General features: G+C 69.4%; 9 protein-coding genes (1 of these 9 cut by a window edge). 1 reads left to right on the forward strand and 8 read right to left on the reverse strand.

Annotated features, from left to right (window positions below; all coding sequences use genetic code 11):
• The 8 genes from NDR87_RS19685 to NDR87_RS19720 all read right to left on the reverse strand — a co-directional run.
• Window positions 1-6,833, reverse strand: the 5' end (the start) of a protein-coding gene (locus tag NDR87_RS19685) for a toxin glutamine deamidase domain-containing protein (RefSeq protein ID WP_251914399.1). 21,424 nt of this gene lie to the left of the window's left edge; the window shows 6,833 of its 28,257 coding nt (coding positions 1-6,833); its start codon is at window positions 6,831-6,833; its stop codon lies beyond the left edge, outside the window.
• A 17-nt stretch (window positions 6,834-6,850) separates the two neighbouring features.
• Window positions 6,851-7,372, reverse strand: coding sequence for a YbaB/EbfC family nucleoid-associated protein (locus NDR87_RS19690; RefSeq protein ID WP_251914398.1), 522 nt, complete (start codon window positions 7,370-7,372; stop codon window positions 6,851-6,853).
• 3 nt (window positions 7,373-7,375) lie between these two features.
• Window positions 7,376-7,717, reverse strand: a complete 342-nt coding sequence (locus NDR87_RS19695) for a WXG100 family type VII secretion target (RefSeq protein ID WP_251914397.1) — start codon at window positions 7,715-7,717, stop codon at window positions 7,376-7,378.
• A 266-nt stretch (window positions 7,718-7,983) separates the two neighbouring features.
• Entirely contained in the window at window positions 7,984-8,289 is a 306-nt protein-coding gene (locus NDR87_RS19700) for a WXG100 family type VII secretion target (RefSeq protein WP_251914396.1), read from the reverse strand.
• Window positions 8,290-8,319: 30 nt separating this feature from the next.
• A complete protein-coding gene (locus NDR87_RS19705) occupies window positions 8,320-9,156 on the reverse strand; it encodes an ESX secretion-associated protein EspG (RefSeq protein ID WP_251914395.1) in 837 nt (278 codons plus the stop codon).
• Entirely contained in the window at window positions 9,153-11,345 is a 2,193-nt protein-coding gene (locus NDR87_RS19710) for a WXG100 family type VII secretion target (protein ID WP_251914394.1), read from the reverse strand. Before NDR87_RS19710 ends, NDR87_RS19705 begins: the two co-directional genes overlap by 4 nt.
• Window positions 11,346-11,409: 64 nt before the next feature.
• Entirely contained in the window at window positions 11,410-17,172 is a 5,763-nt protein-coding gene (locus NDR87_RS19715) for a hypothetical protein (RefSeq protein WP_251914393.1), read from the reverse strand.
• A 17-nt stretch (window positions 17,173-17,189) separates the two neighbouring features.
• Window positions 17,190-17,687, reverse strand: a complete 498-nt coding sequence (locus tag NDR87_RS19720; protein WP_251941184.1) for a YbaB/EbfC family nucleoid-associated protein — start codon at window positions 17,685-17,687, stop codon at window positions 17,190-17,192.
• A gap of 197 nt (window positions 17,688-17,884) precedes the next feature.
• Here NDR87_RS19720 and NDR87_RS19725 point away from each other — a divergent pair, with 197 nt between their 5' ends.
• Complete coding sequence (locus NDR87_RS19725) at window positions 17,885-18,355, forward strand: YbaB/EbfC family nucleoid-associated protein (protein WP_251914391.1); 471 nt, start codon at window positions 17,885-17,887, stop codon at window positions 18,353-18,355.
• The last annotated feature ends 12 nt before the right edge of the window (window positions 18,356-18,367 follow it).

Consider the following 18,367-nt stretch of genomic DNA (forward strand, 5'->3'; position numbering starts at 1 on the left):
TCGACCATCCTGCGCACATTCTGAAACGCGGGATGGCTCGGATCCGGATGGTCGTAGATGATCTGCGCCTGAATGTTGCCCTTGTCGAAGATCCGGTACAACACCTTGAAATCGACGGTGTGCCCGGCACTTTCGACACGGATGAGCTGCGGCGCGCCGATCGCGGCCTCCAGCTGGAGATGGTTCGGCCCGCGCGTCTCGACCGAATCCAGGATCAGCGAGGCCGTGCTCCGTCGCGCCCCCGTCTCGTCGGCCGTCGGATGCGGGGTCGGCCGACTGTCCGACGACACCCCCGTGACCAGACCGGTGATCGAGTTCTTGATCGGGCCGGGTATGCCCTCGATCGACCGGGACCGGATGGCGCCGGAAACCTCGGGGGCGGGGCCGCGTTCGGCTCCCAGGGGCACCGGCCGAGGCTCGACGCCGCCGTCCTCGGGCCGATCCTCGCCGGGTTGCGAACGGCGACCGGGCAGGCCGCTCTCGCCGGGCTCACGCATCGACGGCGACCGCGGAACAGAGCCGTCCCCGTGCGCGGGCGCACCGCTGCGCGGGCCCTGCGACGAGTCGCCGCGCGGCGCGTCGTCGGGGCGGGCATGCGCCTCGATCTCCGCCAGGCGCTGCAGCATCCGGTCGTGCCACTGCCCGCGCCCCAGCTCCTCGAACGCCGGCCGCAATGCCCGCACCTGATCGCGCACCCACGCGATCTCGGACCTGGTCATATCGTGATCGATGAACTCGACCACACCGTCGTCGCGCACCCGCAGGAAGCGTTCCGCGTAGCGGGTGACCGTTTCCCTTGTCAGGAGTTGGGATTCGAAGGCTCGGTGGTGGTTGCTCCAGCGGAGCTTCCCATCGGGTTCGGTGACGATCCGGTCGGTGCCGCTCGGCAGTCCGGTCAGCACATCGTGCAATCCATTGCCCGCGCGGCCGAATCCCTGCTGCGCGAACTGCTCGACCAGCCGGCTCGACGGCCGCTCCAAATACACCGTGTTGCCCTCGGCGACGGCCCGCGGCAGGTCGAGGCCGAACGCGCGACCGAGCTTGGACGACAGCACCTCCGCCTGGGCGAAGCGCGAATTGAGCAGCGTCTTGCGGATCACCTGCGCGCCGTTGTCGAAGGTGACCAACTCCACCTTGCGCACGCCCTGCACCGAGAGGTTGTCCCCGAGCCGCTCCACCGATCGCACCCCGGAGTCACGGCCGTCCCGCAGGATGTCCTCGAACGCGCGTGCGCCGTTCGCCTCGTCCCACGCCTTGCCGTAGATCTCCCGGTAGGTCTCCCCGTGCGGCGCATGCTGTTCGATCTCCGGCCGCAACGCCGCCAGACCGGCGTCGTTGGCCATCCGGTCCAACGCCGGCGCCAGGCGATCGGGCACGGGTCGATCGCCCAGCTTCATGTTCTCGATCAGTTCCGCGCGCGCCCGGTAGTACACCTCGGTGTAGGCCCGCGTCCCCAACGGTTCCGGGACGTCGTGCCCGGCGGACCGAAGTTGCACGGCCGCAAGGATTTCCAGGGCGTGCGCCCGCGTCTCCTCATCGACCATCCGATCGATGTAGGACTCCCGCAGCCGCATCCGGTCCTGCGGAGCGACCCGCTCGGGGACCTGTATCGGGGCCTCGTGCCCGCGCGCTGCCGCGGCATGGATGGCGTGATGCACCAGCGCGGCCATGTGTTCGGCGTCGGAGGCCCCCACATCCAGCACCAGCCGGTTGCGGAACGGCTGATACCCCTGTTGCGCGGGATCGGTGGTGTGCACGATGTCCACGTCCCGCAGGACGTCCACCGCCCACCTTCCGACCTCGGTCCGCGCCAACTCGGCGCGGATTCCGGCCAACCGCTCCGCGGTCGCCTTGGCCGCCATGTCCAGCGGTACGACCTCGGGTGTGCGCTCGAACGGCGGCTCCCCCGGCGCCCCCTTCCGCAGCCGGATATTGCCCTCGCCGTCCACCTCGGTCCGCGCGTAGACGACCCGGTCGTCGCCGATCCGCTCCCGAACCTCGGCCGCGCGCGGATGCGACAGCGCCTCCTCGTGCGTCCCGCGCATCCCCACCACCAGAAGCTTTTCCGGCGGGCCCGCCAATCTCAGCACGTGGTCGGAAAGGCGCTCGGCGTGCGGGGTGACGCGCGCGATCGCGGCCAACTGCTCGGCGGCGGCGACGTCGTGCAGCCGCTTCGCGGCGGCTCCCAGTTCCGCGTCGAGGTTGTGCCAACGATCGGCCAGATCCGACAGTTCTCGCAGCCGATGCTGTTCCCGGCGCAGATCGGGGATCTCCTCGCCGCGCGTGGCGGGATCGGCCAACCTGGCGTCCAGCTCGGCCAGCCGGCGCAGCACGTGGTCGCGGATCTCCGGGGTCTCACCGAACGGGACACCGAGCTCGTCGCACCGCCGCTCGAGTGCCTCGGCCATCTCGTCCGACCGCATCACATCGTGGGTGCGCCGCAGGGCGTCGGCACGCAATCGCTGCGCGATCTCCGGACGCACGGCCTGGTGCGGCGTGAACGAATCGGAGGTCTGCTGTGCGGCGTCCCAACGGTCCTGATAGAACTTGGTGTAGTTCCCGCCCTCCTTCCAGGGGAACTTCGCGACCGCCTCGTGCGCCTCGCGCACGCCCGCCTCGTGGGCCTGCGCGTGCACCTGCTTCGGCGTCAGCTCCGGTGATTGCTGCCGCAGACGTTCGGTGGTCTGGTCGTACGCCCGGTCGTAGGCTTGTTCGGCCGGCTCGCGCGAGACCTTGTACCCGAGCTCACGCAGCTCCTTGGACAGTTCCGCCTGCCGGAGGAAGCATTCGGTCTCCTCGGCGACCATGGCGCGCACGTACTCGTCACGCGTCATGAACTTCTCGCGCCCGAACGCGGTCTCGCCGCTCGCCCACCGCTGACCGTGCACCACCTCGTGCACCACCGCGACCGCCTGCGCCACCTGATTGTGCCCGTCGGTGCGCACGACCAGCCGGTGCCGCTCCCCGTCGAAGAAGCCACCGAGATCGCTGCCGTCGCCGCGTTCGAAGTCGTGCCGGACCGGCATGCGTTCCAACGCCTCGAGCATTTCGCGCCCGATTCTGGTCTGACGCAATATTTCTCGGACCTGATCGGAGGCGGCGTCCAACGAGCGACCGATCCGGCCGGCGGCGTGCGGATCGAATTCGTCGAGCACCTGCAGCCGTCGTGCGGCCTCGTCCAGCGGTTCGGTCGCGCGGCCGTCGCGGTCGAACACCACTGCCCGCGGTGCTCCATCCACCTCGTCCGGCAGCCGCGGCGGGAATCCGTGATCGGCCTTGCCCAGATCGCGGACGACGATCTCGCCGCCGTCGTTCAGCAGCAGATATGCGTGTGCGCCGACCCCGTGGTCGTCAGCGCCGCCACGGTAGGAGTCCACCACCAGCGCCGCGGCTCCGTCCCCCAGCTCCCGCAGCTGGTCGGCGATCGCGTCGTGATCGGTGAACTCGCGCAGCGCACCACCTGCGGCGGCGAGCAACTCGGCCTCGCTGACACCCCGCTCGTCGACCACCCGGCCCACCATGCGGATGCCGGCGTCCTCTCCGTATCTGTCGATCAATTCGCCCAGCGCACCGACGAGGCATCGGCCAGCCGGACCATCCTGCGGCGCGATTCGATCGGGTCCGTCGTCGATGGATTCGAGGATCCGACGTCCGAGTTCGCTCTCCGACAACAGCTCTCGCACCTGCCGCAGCCGACTCGGATCCCCGTCCGGCCCCAGGGCGTCGAGAATCTCGCGCCCGAACTCGGACTGGGACAACGCCTGCCGCACCTGGTCGGCCCGCCGATCCAGCGCCTGTCCGGCCTCGCGCGCGAGGACCGCTCGCTCGGCTCCCGCCGCCAGCAACGCCTCCCGCGCCCGATTGCTCACCCGATCGACCGGCCGGCCCTTGTGATCGAACAGGATCGCCTCGGTCCTGCCCAGCTCCCGCACCACCCGCGGCGGCGAGGCGTGCTCGGTGCCGAGATCCTTCACCACGATCCGGTCGCCCTCGCGCACCATCAGATACGCGTGCCCGCCGACCCCGTACCGGTCCGTCGCGCCGCGGTAGGTGTCCACCACCAGTGCCGCGGCCCCATCCTTCATCGAGCGCAGGGTGTTCGCGATTTCCGCGTGCCCGCCGACGAATTCCCGCAGCCGCCCACCGGCCGCGCCGACCAGCTCGGCCCGGCTCATGCCCTCGGCACCGATCTCGCGCTCCGGGAGCCGCACGAACGAACTGTCCGAGAACCGGTCGATCAGTTTGCGCAGCGCCGCCAGACCGCACCGGCCGCGCTCGTCGTCGCGGTCCGGGCGCGGTCCGGATCCGTCCTCGTCGCTGGGCGGGCGGGGTGGCGCCGACCCGTCGCCGGCGTCGGGCGGAATCCGACGCGGCGGCGACGCGGGCTCCGGACGGGCGGGCGGGGTGTGCGGGGGCGGCGGCACCAGCCCGTCTTCGGGTCGGGGCGGGTGCTGGTCGTCCGCGGTGTCGTCGGAGCGATCGCGTGCGGGCTCCGCGCGGTCCGACTCGTCGGGCCGGGCCGCGGCATCGTCGGGCCGAACGCCGTCGTCGTACGGGCGCAGCGGCCGCTTGCCGGGCCGCGACTCGTCGCCGGCGCGGGCGCGATCCGGTTGTCCGGCATCGGACCGGTCGCGGCCCTCGGAGTGGTCCGGCGTCCGGCTCCGATCGGGGTGGGAACGGTCGGACGCTCCGGCCCGCTCGGGCGCGCCGTCGGGTCGATCCGCAAGTCCGGCACCGCGATCCGGCGTTGCCGGCGCCCGGTCGGGCCGTACCGGAGGTTGGCTGCCCGCGCCGTGGTCGGGAGCGCTCGTGGTCCGGTCGGTCCCCGTGGGGGTGCGGTCCGGGGCAAGCGGTGGTTTCTCACCCGACGCCGGAGTGCGATCCGCGGGGGCAAGGTGATCGGCCGGACGCACCGGCACCTGTTCACCCGCGTCGCCGGCCAGTCGGCTCGACGCCCGCGGCGCCTCCGCACCGGTGGATTCGGCGCGCAGGCGCGGACCCGAATCCTGGTGCGGGCGCGCCGTATTCCCGTCGGCGACACCGGCCCGTGCCGGGGCGGAGCCGCGGTCTGGGCTCGGTCGGGAATCCGCCGCACCCGCCGCCCGCTCGGGGCCGGCCGGTCGCGACTGCTCGCCGCGCACCGGCTCGGAACTCGACGCGCCCGGCCTGGCCTCACCCACCGCGCTCGCCCGAGGCGAGGAGTCACCGGCCGGTCGGCCCGCGTCCGAGCTCGCCGGCCGGCCCGCATCCGAGCCCGCCGGTCGGCCGGCGTCCGTCCCCGCCGGGGAGTCCACGCGCGCCGGGGCGGCACCGGCGCCGCCCCGATCGGCGCCCGGGACACCGGCGGCGGCCGTGCCCCGATCCGCGCCGTTCGGCGCCGTCGACCCGTCGGAACCTGCCCCCTCGGGCGCGCGCGCAGAGCCGTTTTCGCCTGTACGCGAAGGACTTTCGGCACGCGGTGCGGAACCGTCCCCGGCTGCCGGACGCGCCGAGTTGTCGGCGTCCGCGCCCCGGCCCGCCGCCGTGTCGGAACCGGCGCCACGAGTGCTCGGAGCCTCGGAACCTCCACCGCGCGCCGACGGCGCGTCCGAGCCCGCCGGACGGACCGAGCTGCTGTCACCCGCACCGGCGATCCCGGCGCGCGGGGCGGCGCCGTCGGAGCCCGCACGCCCGGCCGCACCGGTCGACGAGTTCGCCCCGCCGGTACCGCTGGAAGGACCACCGGCGCCGTTGGCGCTCCCCGGCGCAGCGCTCGTGCCGCCGACACCGGCGTTGGCTCCCGCCATCGCGTCACCCGGACCGCCGAAGCCGATCCGCGGCTCGTTCAGCATTCGGCCCCCGCCCCAGCGGGTCGAGGTCTCGAAATGTCGGTTGAACGCGCCCTTCGCGCCGCCGGACAGTGCCCCGCTGGCCATGCCGCCGGTGATCATCCGCGGATCGAAATCCTTGATGCCCCGGTTCAGGTTCTCCACGGCCCGGTCCCATCCGTGCTGGGCCAGGTCGAGTCCGAACTGAGTCGCCAATCCCGCCGCCCAGCCGGCGCCCGCTCCGACGAGACCGCCGGCGTTCGCGGCGATGACGTCCTTCATCAACGGCCGCATACCCATGTTCGCGAGCCGGTTCCCGAGGGCCTCGCCCAACGGACCGCCCGCCGCGCCACCGGCTGCCGACGAGACCGTGGTCACCGCGAAACGGTTCCAGTCGAACCCGCCCTTTCGGTGCCCCTGCATGATCTGGACGAGCTGAATACCCGCGTCCTGACCCGCGCCGATGAGGGTGTTGATCGCGATGTGGCGCAGCGTGAAATCCAGAATGATTTTCGCGATCTTGTTACGCACCAGGCTGAGAATCCGGTTCCGGATTTGCATGATGAACAGCCGGATCGCATATCGAGTCGCGAGAATCGCGGCGGCCTCGACGGCGGGGGCGGTCGGCGGAAAAGCCCATGCGGCAGCGATTTCGATCGCGAGCAGACCCAGCGAGGAAATGACCATCCACTGGCCGTATTCGATTTCGTCGGCGGTGGCGTCGGCGCCGTCCGCTATTCCCTTGAAATCGTGCGCCAATCTGGCCACCGACCCGTTCTTCGGGTCGTCCAGGGCTTTACCGGCCCCATCGCGCAACGAGTCGAAGGCGGCGGCGATCTCGTCTCGCGCCTGGCCGAACGGATATGCGTCCAAGGCCGCCTTCTTGGCGGCGTCGATATCCCGCTCGATCTCCTGGAGTTCAGAGGCGGCCGCACGCCACAGGGCGGCCAGCGCCCGCATCTTGTCCGGATCGCCATTGGGCCACTCGGACCCGGCCACCCAGCCGAGGACACTCATCAACTCCATAAGCCGTCATTCCCCGATCACCAACCGGAATCGGTGACACCTGGCTCTCGAGTCTTGCGCTTGTCCACCATCTCGACATTGTCGAAGGTCATCTCGCGGTCCGGCTGGTCGCCTTCCTCGCCGTAGATCTCCTGTGTCGCAGGCTTGGTCACCGGGGCCGGCTCCGGCTGCGGCAAGCGATCACGGACATCGGGCATGCCGGGAACCAGGTCGGACAGCTTCGGCAACCGCGACCGCTGCTCGTCGAGCGGAGCCATCAATTGCTTCGACTTCTGCGCCACATCGGCGCAGGCCTGCTGCACGGCCTCGATCACGGCACGCGCCAACTCCGGATACTCCAGATCCTCGACGCCCCGGCCGAATTTGAGATCGACCAGCACACTGTCGGCGTTGACCACGGCGGTGACCCGGCCGCGGCGCACCGAGGCCCGGCCGTGCAGGGTCGTACGCTCCCGCTGCAGCCGCGCGATCGTCTCCAGTGTCGACTGGATGTCTTCCATGAGATCCGGATACTTGTCCGGACCGAACGGGCCTGCCATGACCTACTTCTTCGGCTTGAAGCGGCCGGCGTTGCCGGTCTCGAACTCGCGCACCTTCTCGCCGGTCTTGCGCTGGCCGTCCGCCAGATTCCCGATGCTGGGAACCATCCCCTGCGGGCCGACCAACCCCTGTCCCACACCCGTCTTGGTCTTCAGATAGCCGTTGCCGCCCTCACCGTTGGCGAACTGGTCACCGGTGCGGCATGTGCCCCAGGGGCTGCCGAGCGCGGCCAAGCCGGAGTCCAGTTTCGACCAGACCGCACCGATCCGGTCGGCGACATGCTGTGTCCGCCCGGCAGCCTTGCCGAACGATTCCGGGTCGATCTGCCACTTCTGGGTCCCCATCGCACACGCCTCTCCTGCAGTACGGACCGAGGGACGCTCAATCCTCGGTCCCGATTCGCTTGTGCCGCACCCGTTCCACACCAGCACGACACCCGCGATCTGATTCGACAACGGTAACACCGGCGCGGCCCGGCAACCACCGAGTCATCCGCCGTCCACAATGTCTCGACAGCATCACACCGGCAAGCCGATGAAACTCGGGGCACCGCCCGCGCCCGGAATCACCTACTCACAGGGCCGGCACGCGAAACGGGTCCGCGGGCGCCTCAACGCCGTTGATCCATCGTCTGCATCTTGTCCGCGGCCTGGCGCATACCGGAGCCGAACTTCTGCAACGACTTCACCATGTTGCCGGTGCCGGTCAGCAGGTTCTCGCTGGACCTCTCGTAACCCGACTCGCCCTTGGCGTACTTGTGGCCGTAGTCGTCGTCACCCCAGGGCGAGCCCTTGGCGTTCAAGGTGTTCTGCAATGTCCGCAGTATCGATTCCACGGTGCGGCCGACGGCGTCCATACCATCCGCGGCGCGGCGCAGTTTCTCGGTGTTGATCTCGATATGCCCGTTGCCTGCCATATCCCTCTCCTTCGGTCCGCCGTTGGCCGGTCAGACGCGATCCTCGCGCAAGCCGGGTTCCCAATGGGACCCGATGCGCTCCATCAAGTTGTCGATATCGGTCTGGATTCGCTCGATCAACTGTTTTCGACTCGTCGGCACCGCGATCGGAGAATCGTCGAGAGTCATCACGTACCGGCCCTCGCCCACGACATCCCGCCACATCATCTTCGACTCGTGAATTCCACGCGGCCCGTATTTCGACCGGCCCTGCACCACGATGATCGAGCCCGTGGACTTCGCCCGCTTCTGGAAAAACTTCTGTGTCCGTTGGACATCGGAGTCCTCCTCGTCGTCACGGAAGAAACTGCCCGTGCCGGGCGGAACGGTGTGCTGCGCCGGGTCGATCACCAGCGGAATGCTCCCGCCGTTCCCCGGCGGCGCTTTGGGCAGTGCGTCCACGACTGTCACGGCCAGCCCCCTGGGATCGCACTCCGTGGCTGTGAATCCGCCGCTCCGGGAGAGGGTTTTCCCCGGCAGTTGCCGCAGCACGTAGGCCCGCGTGCCCCGGCGGGCCACATGCATCAGCGCCCACTTCTGCGGGTTGTCCATATCCCGTTCGTCCCATGCCCGTACTCGAACGAAAACCTCAGGGGCGCACAATACTTCGACGAGGCCGTGCAATGCGCTGCCGAACCGGCGCTCCAGCCCGTCCACGGCCTCCCGGGTCGCCTGTTCGTATTCGTGACTCATCATGGGCTCGTCGGTGGTGAAGACGAACGGGTTCGGCAGCACACCGTCGCGGTGCCGATCGCACAGCGCCTGGAACTCGATACCCGTGAAAGTCAGTGTCTCCTCCATGGTTTCGCTCACCGCCGTCGGGTTCATGGTTCGATCACCGGCTTCACCTTCTCGACCTGCGGACCGAATGCCTCCTCGAGATGCTTGACCGAGTCGAGGAACTTGGCCCGCTTGTGTTCACCGCGGCCGTTCGCACCATTGGCGGCTCCGGGTGGCGCGGCCGGTGGGATGCCTCCCATGGGACCGGCCTGCCCGAGCCCCGGCGGCATATTCGGGCCGTACGGGATGGCCGCGCGCGGGAACAGCTTCGACGGCTCCGCCGGATTCGCCGGTCCGGCATGGCCATTCGGTCCACCGGCGCCACCGCCCGCACCGCCGCCACCACCCGGGATGTCCATTCCGGGCAGTTTTCCGGAGGCGGCCAGGCCCGCCAGCGCGGCGCCACCCTGCATCGCCGCCGTCGTCACTCCCTGAATGCCCTGCGACAGGGCATTGGCCAGCTGGGGCAGCACGCTCTGCATCGGGTTCTGCGGCAGCGTCGGAGGTTGCGTGGAACCCGGATCCGTCTGGGGCGGAGGCGTTTTGGGATCCGTTATCGGACTGGCGGGCGGTGCGCTGGGAGGTTTCGAGCCCTTCCCCGATCCGTCACCCGCACCAGGCGGCGGCGACAGGCGCGAGCTGGGCGGCGGAGTTCCGGCGCCGGACCCGGCGCCGGAACTTCCGCCGCCGCTCTTGCCCGCACCACTACCGCTTTCGCCGCCGCCGCTCTTGCCGCCGCCGCTGCCGCTGCCGCTCTTGCCGCCGCCGCTACCACTCTGGCCGCCGCCGCTGCCTTTGCTGCCCGAGCCACCGGCGCCGCTGCCGTTTCCGGACCCGCCCTTGCCGTTGCCCTCCGACTTACCGCTGTAGTTGGAACTCTGTTCGTTGCCGGTGCCCTTGGAGCCGTAGGGGCTGTTCGGGTTCTTGTTGTTGAAGGGGCTGTTCGGATTGTTGGGGTTGAACGGACTGTACGGATTGTTCGGATTGTTGGGACTGTTGGGGTTGAACGGGCTCGCCGGATTGTTCGGGTTGTACAGGCTGTTCGGGTTGTTGGGATTGTATGGACTATTGGGGTCGGTCGTGTTTATCGGGCCGTTGTTTGTACCGTTGTTGTTGGTACCGTTATTATTATTATTATTGTTGTTGTTATTGTTGGCAGGCGGCGGGGGCGGGCCGATCATCGCGATTGCCGGCATAGCGGCCACCGCGCCGTTGATACCTTCGACGTAATGCTTGTTGTAGGCCTCACGGTATTCGCGCAGGCGATCGTTGTATTTGCAGCCGTGGTAATCGTACTCCGGCATGCTGTTGAAGGTCCGCCACAACCATTGGGAGCAGTAGACCAGGTCCTTGCCGAGCTGATTCATGCTCTCGGTGAACTTCATCGACTCGTCTCGGAACCGCTGTACCGCCTTGATCGCGGCATCCTTGCCCGTTCCGCTCCAGGCGTCCTCCTTGACGCGCCGCAACTTCTCGTTGAAGGCATCGAGGTCGGCCCCCAGACTGCCGGCCATCCAGGTGTAGCGGGCGCCCGCCTCGTTCGCCCGCCAGTCGCTGCCGATGAGCGAGCGACCGAAATCCACGAAGCCCGCGATATCGAAGGAGGCGGCCGCTCGCACGGCAATGGGCACCGCGCCGTCGGCATTGCTCGGAGGAGTCAATTTGGCTATGTCGCCACCGGGTTTGTCCGGCCTGATGTCGATCGGAGCATTCTGCGGAGGCTTCGGCTTGATCCCACCCATGCCGCCGATCGCGTCGATATCGGCCGCCGACTTACCGTCCGCGGCCAGATAGGCCCTCATCGCCGCGATGAAGGTGTCACCCATGTTCTCCAACACCTTGGACATCAGATTCATACCCTGAACGACGTCATTGCCCTTTTGGTTGAATCTGACCGCGAGTGCCCTGCCACCGGGTTCGAGGTGGGAGAACGGTCGCAGATTGTTCATGCCGTTGTTGGTGATGAAGTCTCGGTAACCGATGATCGTCGCGACCAGATCGCGGCACGCCTCGGCGCACGCTTTCACCGCCGCCGGATCGACCCGGAGGGTCCTGTTGTTCGCCTGGTCCCTCAGGCTGGACCACTCGGTCGGATCCTTGACGTTCTTCGCGATGTCGTCGCCGTCCCGGTTGGGGTCCGACGCACCGGGCTCGGTGGGCGCGCTGTTCGGCTTCTTTTCCGTTGGCTCGGCTTTCGGCTTGCCGTCGGGATCTTTGTCAAGATCAACTTTTGCCATTCGGCCCTACTCCTCGATCGATCGTGTTCGTTGCCGTGTCGTCCGAGACGGGACGTGACGACCGCTAGGTTCGACGTTTGCCATCGGCTCCCACACCGCTCGCCGCATCCCGTTCCGAACCCGCGACCTCGGGCGGCCTCGATGCCGTGGGACCGAAGCCGTCCAGGGTGAACGGAATGTCCACGTCGTCATCGGATCTCGAACCATCGGTTCCCTCCGATGGGGACGGCATGAGCACCGACTTCGGTATCGGTCGGCGGCGGTGCTCCGAACCCTTCTTCTCCTTGCGATCCGACTGTCCCGACGCCGCTCCGGACGAACCTCCCGGAGCCGCAGGCATACCCGGGGGCATCATGCCGCCCGGCGGCATCGGCCCGCCCGGCTCGTGCGAGGCCCCCGGTTCGACCGGCGGCTGCCAGGAACCGGGCCATACCGCGGGTTCGGTAGGCATCGATCCAGCGGTTCGTTGCGCCCCGCCGACCGGCCGATACGGCGCCAACGGTCGAGCGGAGTCCGACTCACCCGGCTGTCGCGCGCCGCCGCCCGCACCGGCGGGCTCGGTCGCGCCGCTACCCGGGACATCCTCTCCCCCAGGGGCGTCCGAGGACATCGGCGCTCCCGACGATCCGGGCGGCCCGGCATGTTTCGCCGGCGCGAACATCCCAGCCGCTGCGGCGGAGTTCGCCGGGCGTAGCGCATCCATGGCTGTCGAGAGATCGCGCAGCGCCGAAAGCCCTTGGCGGCCGGTGAGTTCCGGGGAACGCTGGAACGCCGACTGATTCGGCGATGCCGGCGGCCCCGGGGGCTTCGTCGATTCCGAGGGCCCGGGGGGCATGTTCGATTGCGCCGCGGGCGGCGCTGTCGACCCGGGTTCGGGAGGCTCCGTCGATTCCGGCTCGGGAGGCTCGGGCGGCTCGGGGGGCTCCGTCGATTCCGGCTCAGGGGGCTCGGGCGGCTCCGTCGATTCCGGCTCAGGAGGCTCCGTCGATTCCGGCTCGGGAGGCTCCGTCGATCCCGGCTCGGGAGGCTCCGGCGGCTCCGTCGATTCCGGCTCAGGGGGCTCCGGCGGGTACGGCGGGTACGGCGGGTACGGCGGATAGGGTGGGTACGGCGGGTTCTGCGTCCCGGTGTCCCGGCCCCCCGGCGGAATCCACGCCTCGGGTTCCGGCGCCGACGGTCCCTCGTACGGCTCGGGCAGCGGGGTGATGTGCGGCACGCGCCGGGGCCGCGTCTTCCCGGTGAGATCGCTGCCGTCCACCCAGGGGTTCTTCCGCGGGGCCGGCGCCTGCTGGGCGCCGTCGGGATCGTTGACGTGCACCATGTCGTCCCTGTCGACCCGCCACGTCGTGCCGTCCGGCCGACTGCCCCACGAGGCGCCGTCCGGATCGATCACCCGCACCGCGCCGTCGGGTCGGATCTCCCTGACCTGCAACACATTCCCGTCGGAATCCCGTTCCGTCACCCGCACGATCCCATTGGGCTGGATCTCCCGCGTGATGTTCGACCCGCCGTTCGGATCGGTGGCGGTGAAGCGCACCCCGCCCCCGTCGACCTCCGACACCGAGCCATCGGCGTGGGTGATCTTGAATCCGTTGGACGTCTTCTCCAGCCTCGCCCCGTTGGAGAGGGTCTTCGGCTCGTCGAGCATGTTCGGCCCGGAGGCGACCCGGTTCCCGTGCGCATCGAACACTCGCAGCTCGGGGTCGACCAACTGCCGCAGGGGAGCCCACCTGCGCTCGAGTTCGTAGACGGTGCCGTCGGCGTCGTAGACCCTCGTCGTGCCCCTGGGGATGTATTCCAGCCCGGTCCCATCGGGCCGGCTCAGCTGCACCGTGCTCGGTTTGCGCGGTCCGTCCTGGTTCAGCCCGAAGATGCGATCGGCCAGACTGAACTCCAGCGACTTGTCCAGGTTGCTGAAGCCGGTGGTGAACGTGCGGGAACCGTCGGGGTGGAAGGTCGCCATCCCACCCTGCGGGTCGGTGGGGTTGAGCACCGAATGCCTGGTCCCATCCGGATCGACAACCACGGTGCCGGTGGCATCCGTCGTCTGTGTGGTGCCGTCCGCGCTGGTCACGACGATCGGCCGAGCGGGCCCGGTCGCCACCGTGGCGCCGTCGGGCTTGTGCACGGTGGTGTCCCCCTCCGGGGTGGTCACCCGCAGGGTGCCATCGGGGTCGAAGCGGGTCTTCTCCCCAGTGGGCGAGGCGATCTCGGCGGAACCATCGGATTTGACGGTCGTGGTCCACCCCTCGGGTCCGGTCGTCCGCACCGAACCGTCGGGGAGGATCGTGCGCGTCGTCCGATCCGGTCCGTCGAAACTCGTTTCCTCCAACCGGCGACCCCTGGCCAGGCCGAGGTGCTCGGCGGAGTTGAGTATCGATTCGACCGAACCGTCGGGACGGATCCGCAGCAATCGGGGTTCGTCCGGCCGGCCTACGAAAATGGTGCCGTCCGCGTCGACCAGGTGCCTCGTCCCGTCGGGAGAGGTCACCAGGACACCATTGTCATTCTTCTCGTAACCGCCGCGATCGGTCGGCACGAAGCGGCTCGTGCCGTCCGGCTCGGTGATCACGGTCGGTCTGTCCGGGCCGGACGTCACGGTGGTGCCGTCCGGCTCGAACCGCTGTTTCTCGCCGGTGGGCGAGACGTATTCGGTTGTGCCGTCCCGCCGGACGGTCGTGGTCGTGCCGTCCGGGCCGGTGGTCCGCACCGAACCGTCGGCGAGCACGGTGTGCCGAGTGCCGTCCGCGCGGCCGAAGCTCGGTTCACGGCCGGGGTCGGTTGCGGCCGACCGAGCGGGTTCATCGCTCGGCCTCGACCGCGCGGTGACGAAGTCCACCGCCCCGTCCGGGCCGATCCGCAGCACGTGCTCGTCGCCGGGACGGCCGACGGCCAGGTTGCCGTCGGCATCTATCAGGTGCCTCGTGCCGTCCGGAGACGTGACCCGGATGGCGCCATCGGGGTTCCGCTCCCAAAGGACCGTGTTCTCCGGCGGCTGGGGCGGTGTTGTCGGAGCCTGGTGCTCCCGCGTTCCCGGGCCCGCGGACTGCTGCCGATCGTCGGTTCCGAAGGGATGGCGCACGAGGGACCGGTCGTCCGAGTCGACCGGCGTCGGACGCGGATCGGGCGGCGTCGGTGGGTCGCCGGGGCCGGCCGGCTCCTCGGCATCCGCACGCGGGCCGGGCTCGTGCACGGCCACGCGGCCATCGGGGTCGAAGATCGTCTTCGTCCCGGTGGGCGACGTGAACTCGGTTGTGCCGTCGGGTTTGACGATGGTGGCCCAGCCGTCGGGCGTGGTGGTGCGCACCGAGCCGTCGGGGAGCACCGAGTGCTCCGTACCGTCCGGCCGCAGCACGATTTGCCCGGGCGCGGCACGACCGAGCGTTGATCCGCCGCGCGGGTCGACGGGATCGTTGGCCACCACGTCGACGGTGCCGTCCGGACGCAGCCGCAACAGCTGCGAATCGGTGGACCGGCCCACGAGGATGTTGCCGTCGGAGTCGACCAGATGCCGCGTGCCGTCGGGCGAGGTGACCAGGATGTTTCCGGCGGCATCCCGGCGCCACCCCGGCTCGCTGCCGATTCCGGTATGAGCGGATGCTGTGCCACCACCGCCGGGACCGCCTCCGTGCCCGCTCGTCGGCGGGGACGCGAGAGAGCGCTCGTCGGGGGTCGCCGACAGGGGGTGTCGTGGCGCGTTGTGGCCGGATGCCGACGGATTCGTCCCCTGGCCACCGGGCCCGCTCGCGGTCGGACCGGACGCATTCGGTCCGTCGCCCGGGCCCGCCGGCGGTAGCAGCCGTCGATACGGCAGCGATCCATCCCCGCCGGATGTGTTGCGGGACAGGGGGACCGACGGCGCCGGGGTGTCCGGGACGCTCGACGACGCTCGGACCGATGGCGCAGCCTGCTCTCCCGGCGCTCGCCCGCCGGTCCCCGGGGGACCGACCGGTGAACCGGTCGAGGATGCGGTGACCCCCGCGGCCTGCGGCCCCCTGCCGCCGGGATCGCCGACCCCGGCAGCCGGTGGCGGCATGGACGCGGCACGGCCGACCGGACTCGCGGGTGGAGCCGACGACGAGTTGGCGGCACCGGAGGAGTTTCCGGCGTTGCCCGCGCCGACGGCCGGCGAATAGGTCCCACCGGCAGCGAGACTCGCGGGGCCTACGGTCGTTGGGCTGGCCCCACCCGAGGAACTCCCGGCAGTGCCAGTTGACGCATTGGCCCCACCGCCACCCACGGCCGGGGCAGCCGCCGCCCCGGTGCGGTGCCCGGTACTTACGGTTGTCGAATTCGAGCTTCCACCAGTCGTATTCGCGCCGCCGCCAGACGTACCCGGGCCACCGCCAGACGTACCCGGGCCACCGCCACGCGTATCGGCGCCATTGACCGCCGCACCGGGCGAGGTCGCGCCACCACCGGGCGAATTCCCCTCACCACCAGCCGAATTCGTCCCATCCCGCAGCGAGTTCGCGCCTCCGCCAGCCGAATTCGCCGCACCACCGGGCGAGTTCGCGCCACCACCGGGTGAGCTTGCGCCACCACCGGGCGAGCTTGCGCCACCACCGGGCGAGCTTGCGCCATTGCCCCCCGAAGTCGTGTTGCCACCAGGCGAGTTCGCCGCGCTGCCACCGCCAGCTGGCCGAGCCGCGGCCCCGTCCGAACCGTTGACCGGCGTGCTCGGCCGGCTCGCCTCGGCATTCGAGACACCGGTCGCCGACGGAGAGGACGCCGCCCGCGCGTTCGAGTTCGCCGCCGGCGCCACCGGCGGCGGTCCGCTTCCTACACCCCGGCTGTGCAAAGCGCCCGCGCCGACCGGGGTGGTGGGGCGCGCGGGCGGAACAGACCCCTCCGGCATCCAGTCGACGTCGAAGTTCTTTCCCCTCGGGTAGGCGTTGATCCCCCAGAATCCCCGCGCCGCACCGCCGATGCCGCCCCGCGCCGCGCCGCCGGCCCAACCGTAGGGACTGCCCATGCCGGCCCAGTCGCCGGTGATGGTCGAAGCCGCGACACCCGATACCGCGGTGCCGAACACCCCTCCGACGGCGCCGACGAACGCGCCGTTCCCCGTTCGCACCCACCGGCTCTCCATCGCGTTGCCCAGCCATTTGCTGGTCCGATTGCCGAGGATGTCGGCGAACACTCGCCCGAACGGTGAGGCGACGGCGGAGCCGAACAACGAAACCCCGAACTGAGTGCCGTCGAAATTCCGCCGCGTCCCACCGGCGATCTGCCCGACCTGAACGCCCGCGTCGATCGCGCCGGAAATGAGCATGGCCTCGAGGATCTTCACCACGTAACTCTTGGCGAGATTGGCGAATTTCTGACCGAACAGCGACAACAGGCGGGCGACGATTTGTTCCTGGAAAAGCAGTTCCATTCGCCTGACTATGGAACGGGTCGCCGCGATGGCCGCCGCCTCGACGGCCGGCGCCGTGGGCGGAAACAGCCACGCCCACATGATCTCGATGGCCAGCGCGATCAATGAAATGATGATGTTCAGTTTGGCGGCCTCGATCTGGGTGGCCATGTCGAACGCCGAATCGGACACGGTGTTCATGTATTTCGCCAGCGAATCCAGCGAATGGTCGCCGGAGAGCAGCTGATCGAACAGCTTCCCGATCTGTTCCCCGCCGAACCCGGCCGGGTAGGCGTCCACGGCCTGCCGCTTGACGGCCTCGATGTCCGGCACCACCCGGCGCAGCGCCTCGGCGGCGTCCTTCCACGCCTGCGACACCTCCCGCATGACGGTCTCGTCGCCCTGCGGCCACGCGCTGCCCGCGATCCAGCCCAGCCACTGCAGTTCCGGCGGGAAATAGATTCCCATCGAGATCCGATCTCAGTTCATCTGTCTTGGTCGCTGACCAGCGAGCGCCGAGCCGGAAATCGGTAGGCGCCATCGGCTTCCGTGGTGTCGTGCGCCTGGAGCCGCTCGGGCGAATTCGGCGGCGCGGTCGACGCGGGCGGTGTCACCGGCATCATCGAACCGAGATCGGGCGCGCCCTCGATCATCTCGGACAGGCGCGGCAACCGGGCCTTGCGCTCCCGGAGGGGATCCATGAGTTCTCGTCCGAGGCGAGCCGCATCGGCGGCGGCGGCCTGCACGGCCTCGGTCATGGCCGCGGCGATCTCGTCGTAGGTCAGGTCATCGATATCGTCGGAGAATCGCGTTTCCACGAGAATCCCATCGGCGTTGACGGTCACGGTTATTCGTTTGTCGCAGGCCGTGACGGTCGCAGTGAGCCGCGCGCGTTCCCGTTGGATCTTCGCGATACCCGTCAACTGGGCGGTCAACTCTTCCATCATCATTGCCGCGTCGGCTTTCAAACGCTCGTTCACCATAAACAGCCTCCGCTCGCAGATGCCACCAGTTGCCATTCAACACCGGTGCCGTCACAACGACGTCATTCGGCCGTCAACGCGGGATAATCCGCGGCTGCCGAACCCCTCGGATCCGGTAGCGTGCAACGTGGAAAAGCGGGCGCGGCGGGCGTCGGCGGCGCTTTTCCGAAATCCGTCGGGCGGTAGGAGATTTCGACGTGACCAACGACCGGGCGAAGGCCGACCTCGCAGACCTGTTCGATACCGTCAACACGCATATCCGGTCCATTGCGGAGGCCCAGCGACAGCGCACCGCCCTCACCGCCGCCGCCTCCGCCGGCGAAGGTCGGGTCCATATCACGGTGAACGCCGACGGCGTGGTCATCGAGACCAGGTTCGCCGAGGACATCGACGATCTGGACTACGACGAGATCGCCGCGGCGGTCACGGAAGCGACCCAGCTGGCGGCGGTCGAGGTCGCGCGCCGCGCCGAGGAATTGATCGCCCCCATCCGCTCCACCCGGTCCCGGCTGCCCAGCCTGTCGGAGATCGTCGCCGACCTGCCCGATCTGCGAGCCAAGGTGCCCGAACCGCAGCGGGCGCCCATGGATCCGCCCTCGGCGCGTCGACATCTCGACTACTCCGATACCCCCCGCGCGCGGTCGGCGGTCGCCGACGACGGTTACTGATTCGGTTCCCGA

It is taken from the genome of Nocardia sp. CDC159, from assembly GCF_023740735.1.
Lineage (GTDB): Bacteria > Actinomycetota > Actinomycetes > Mycobacteriales > Mycobacteriaceae > Nocardia > Nocardia pulmonis.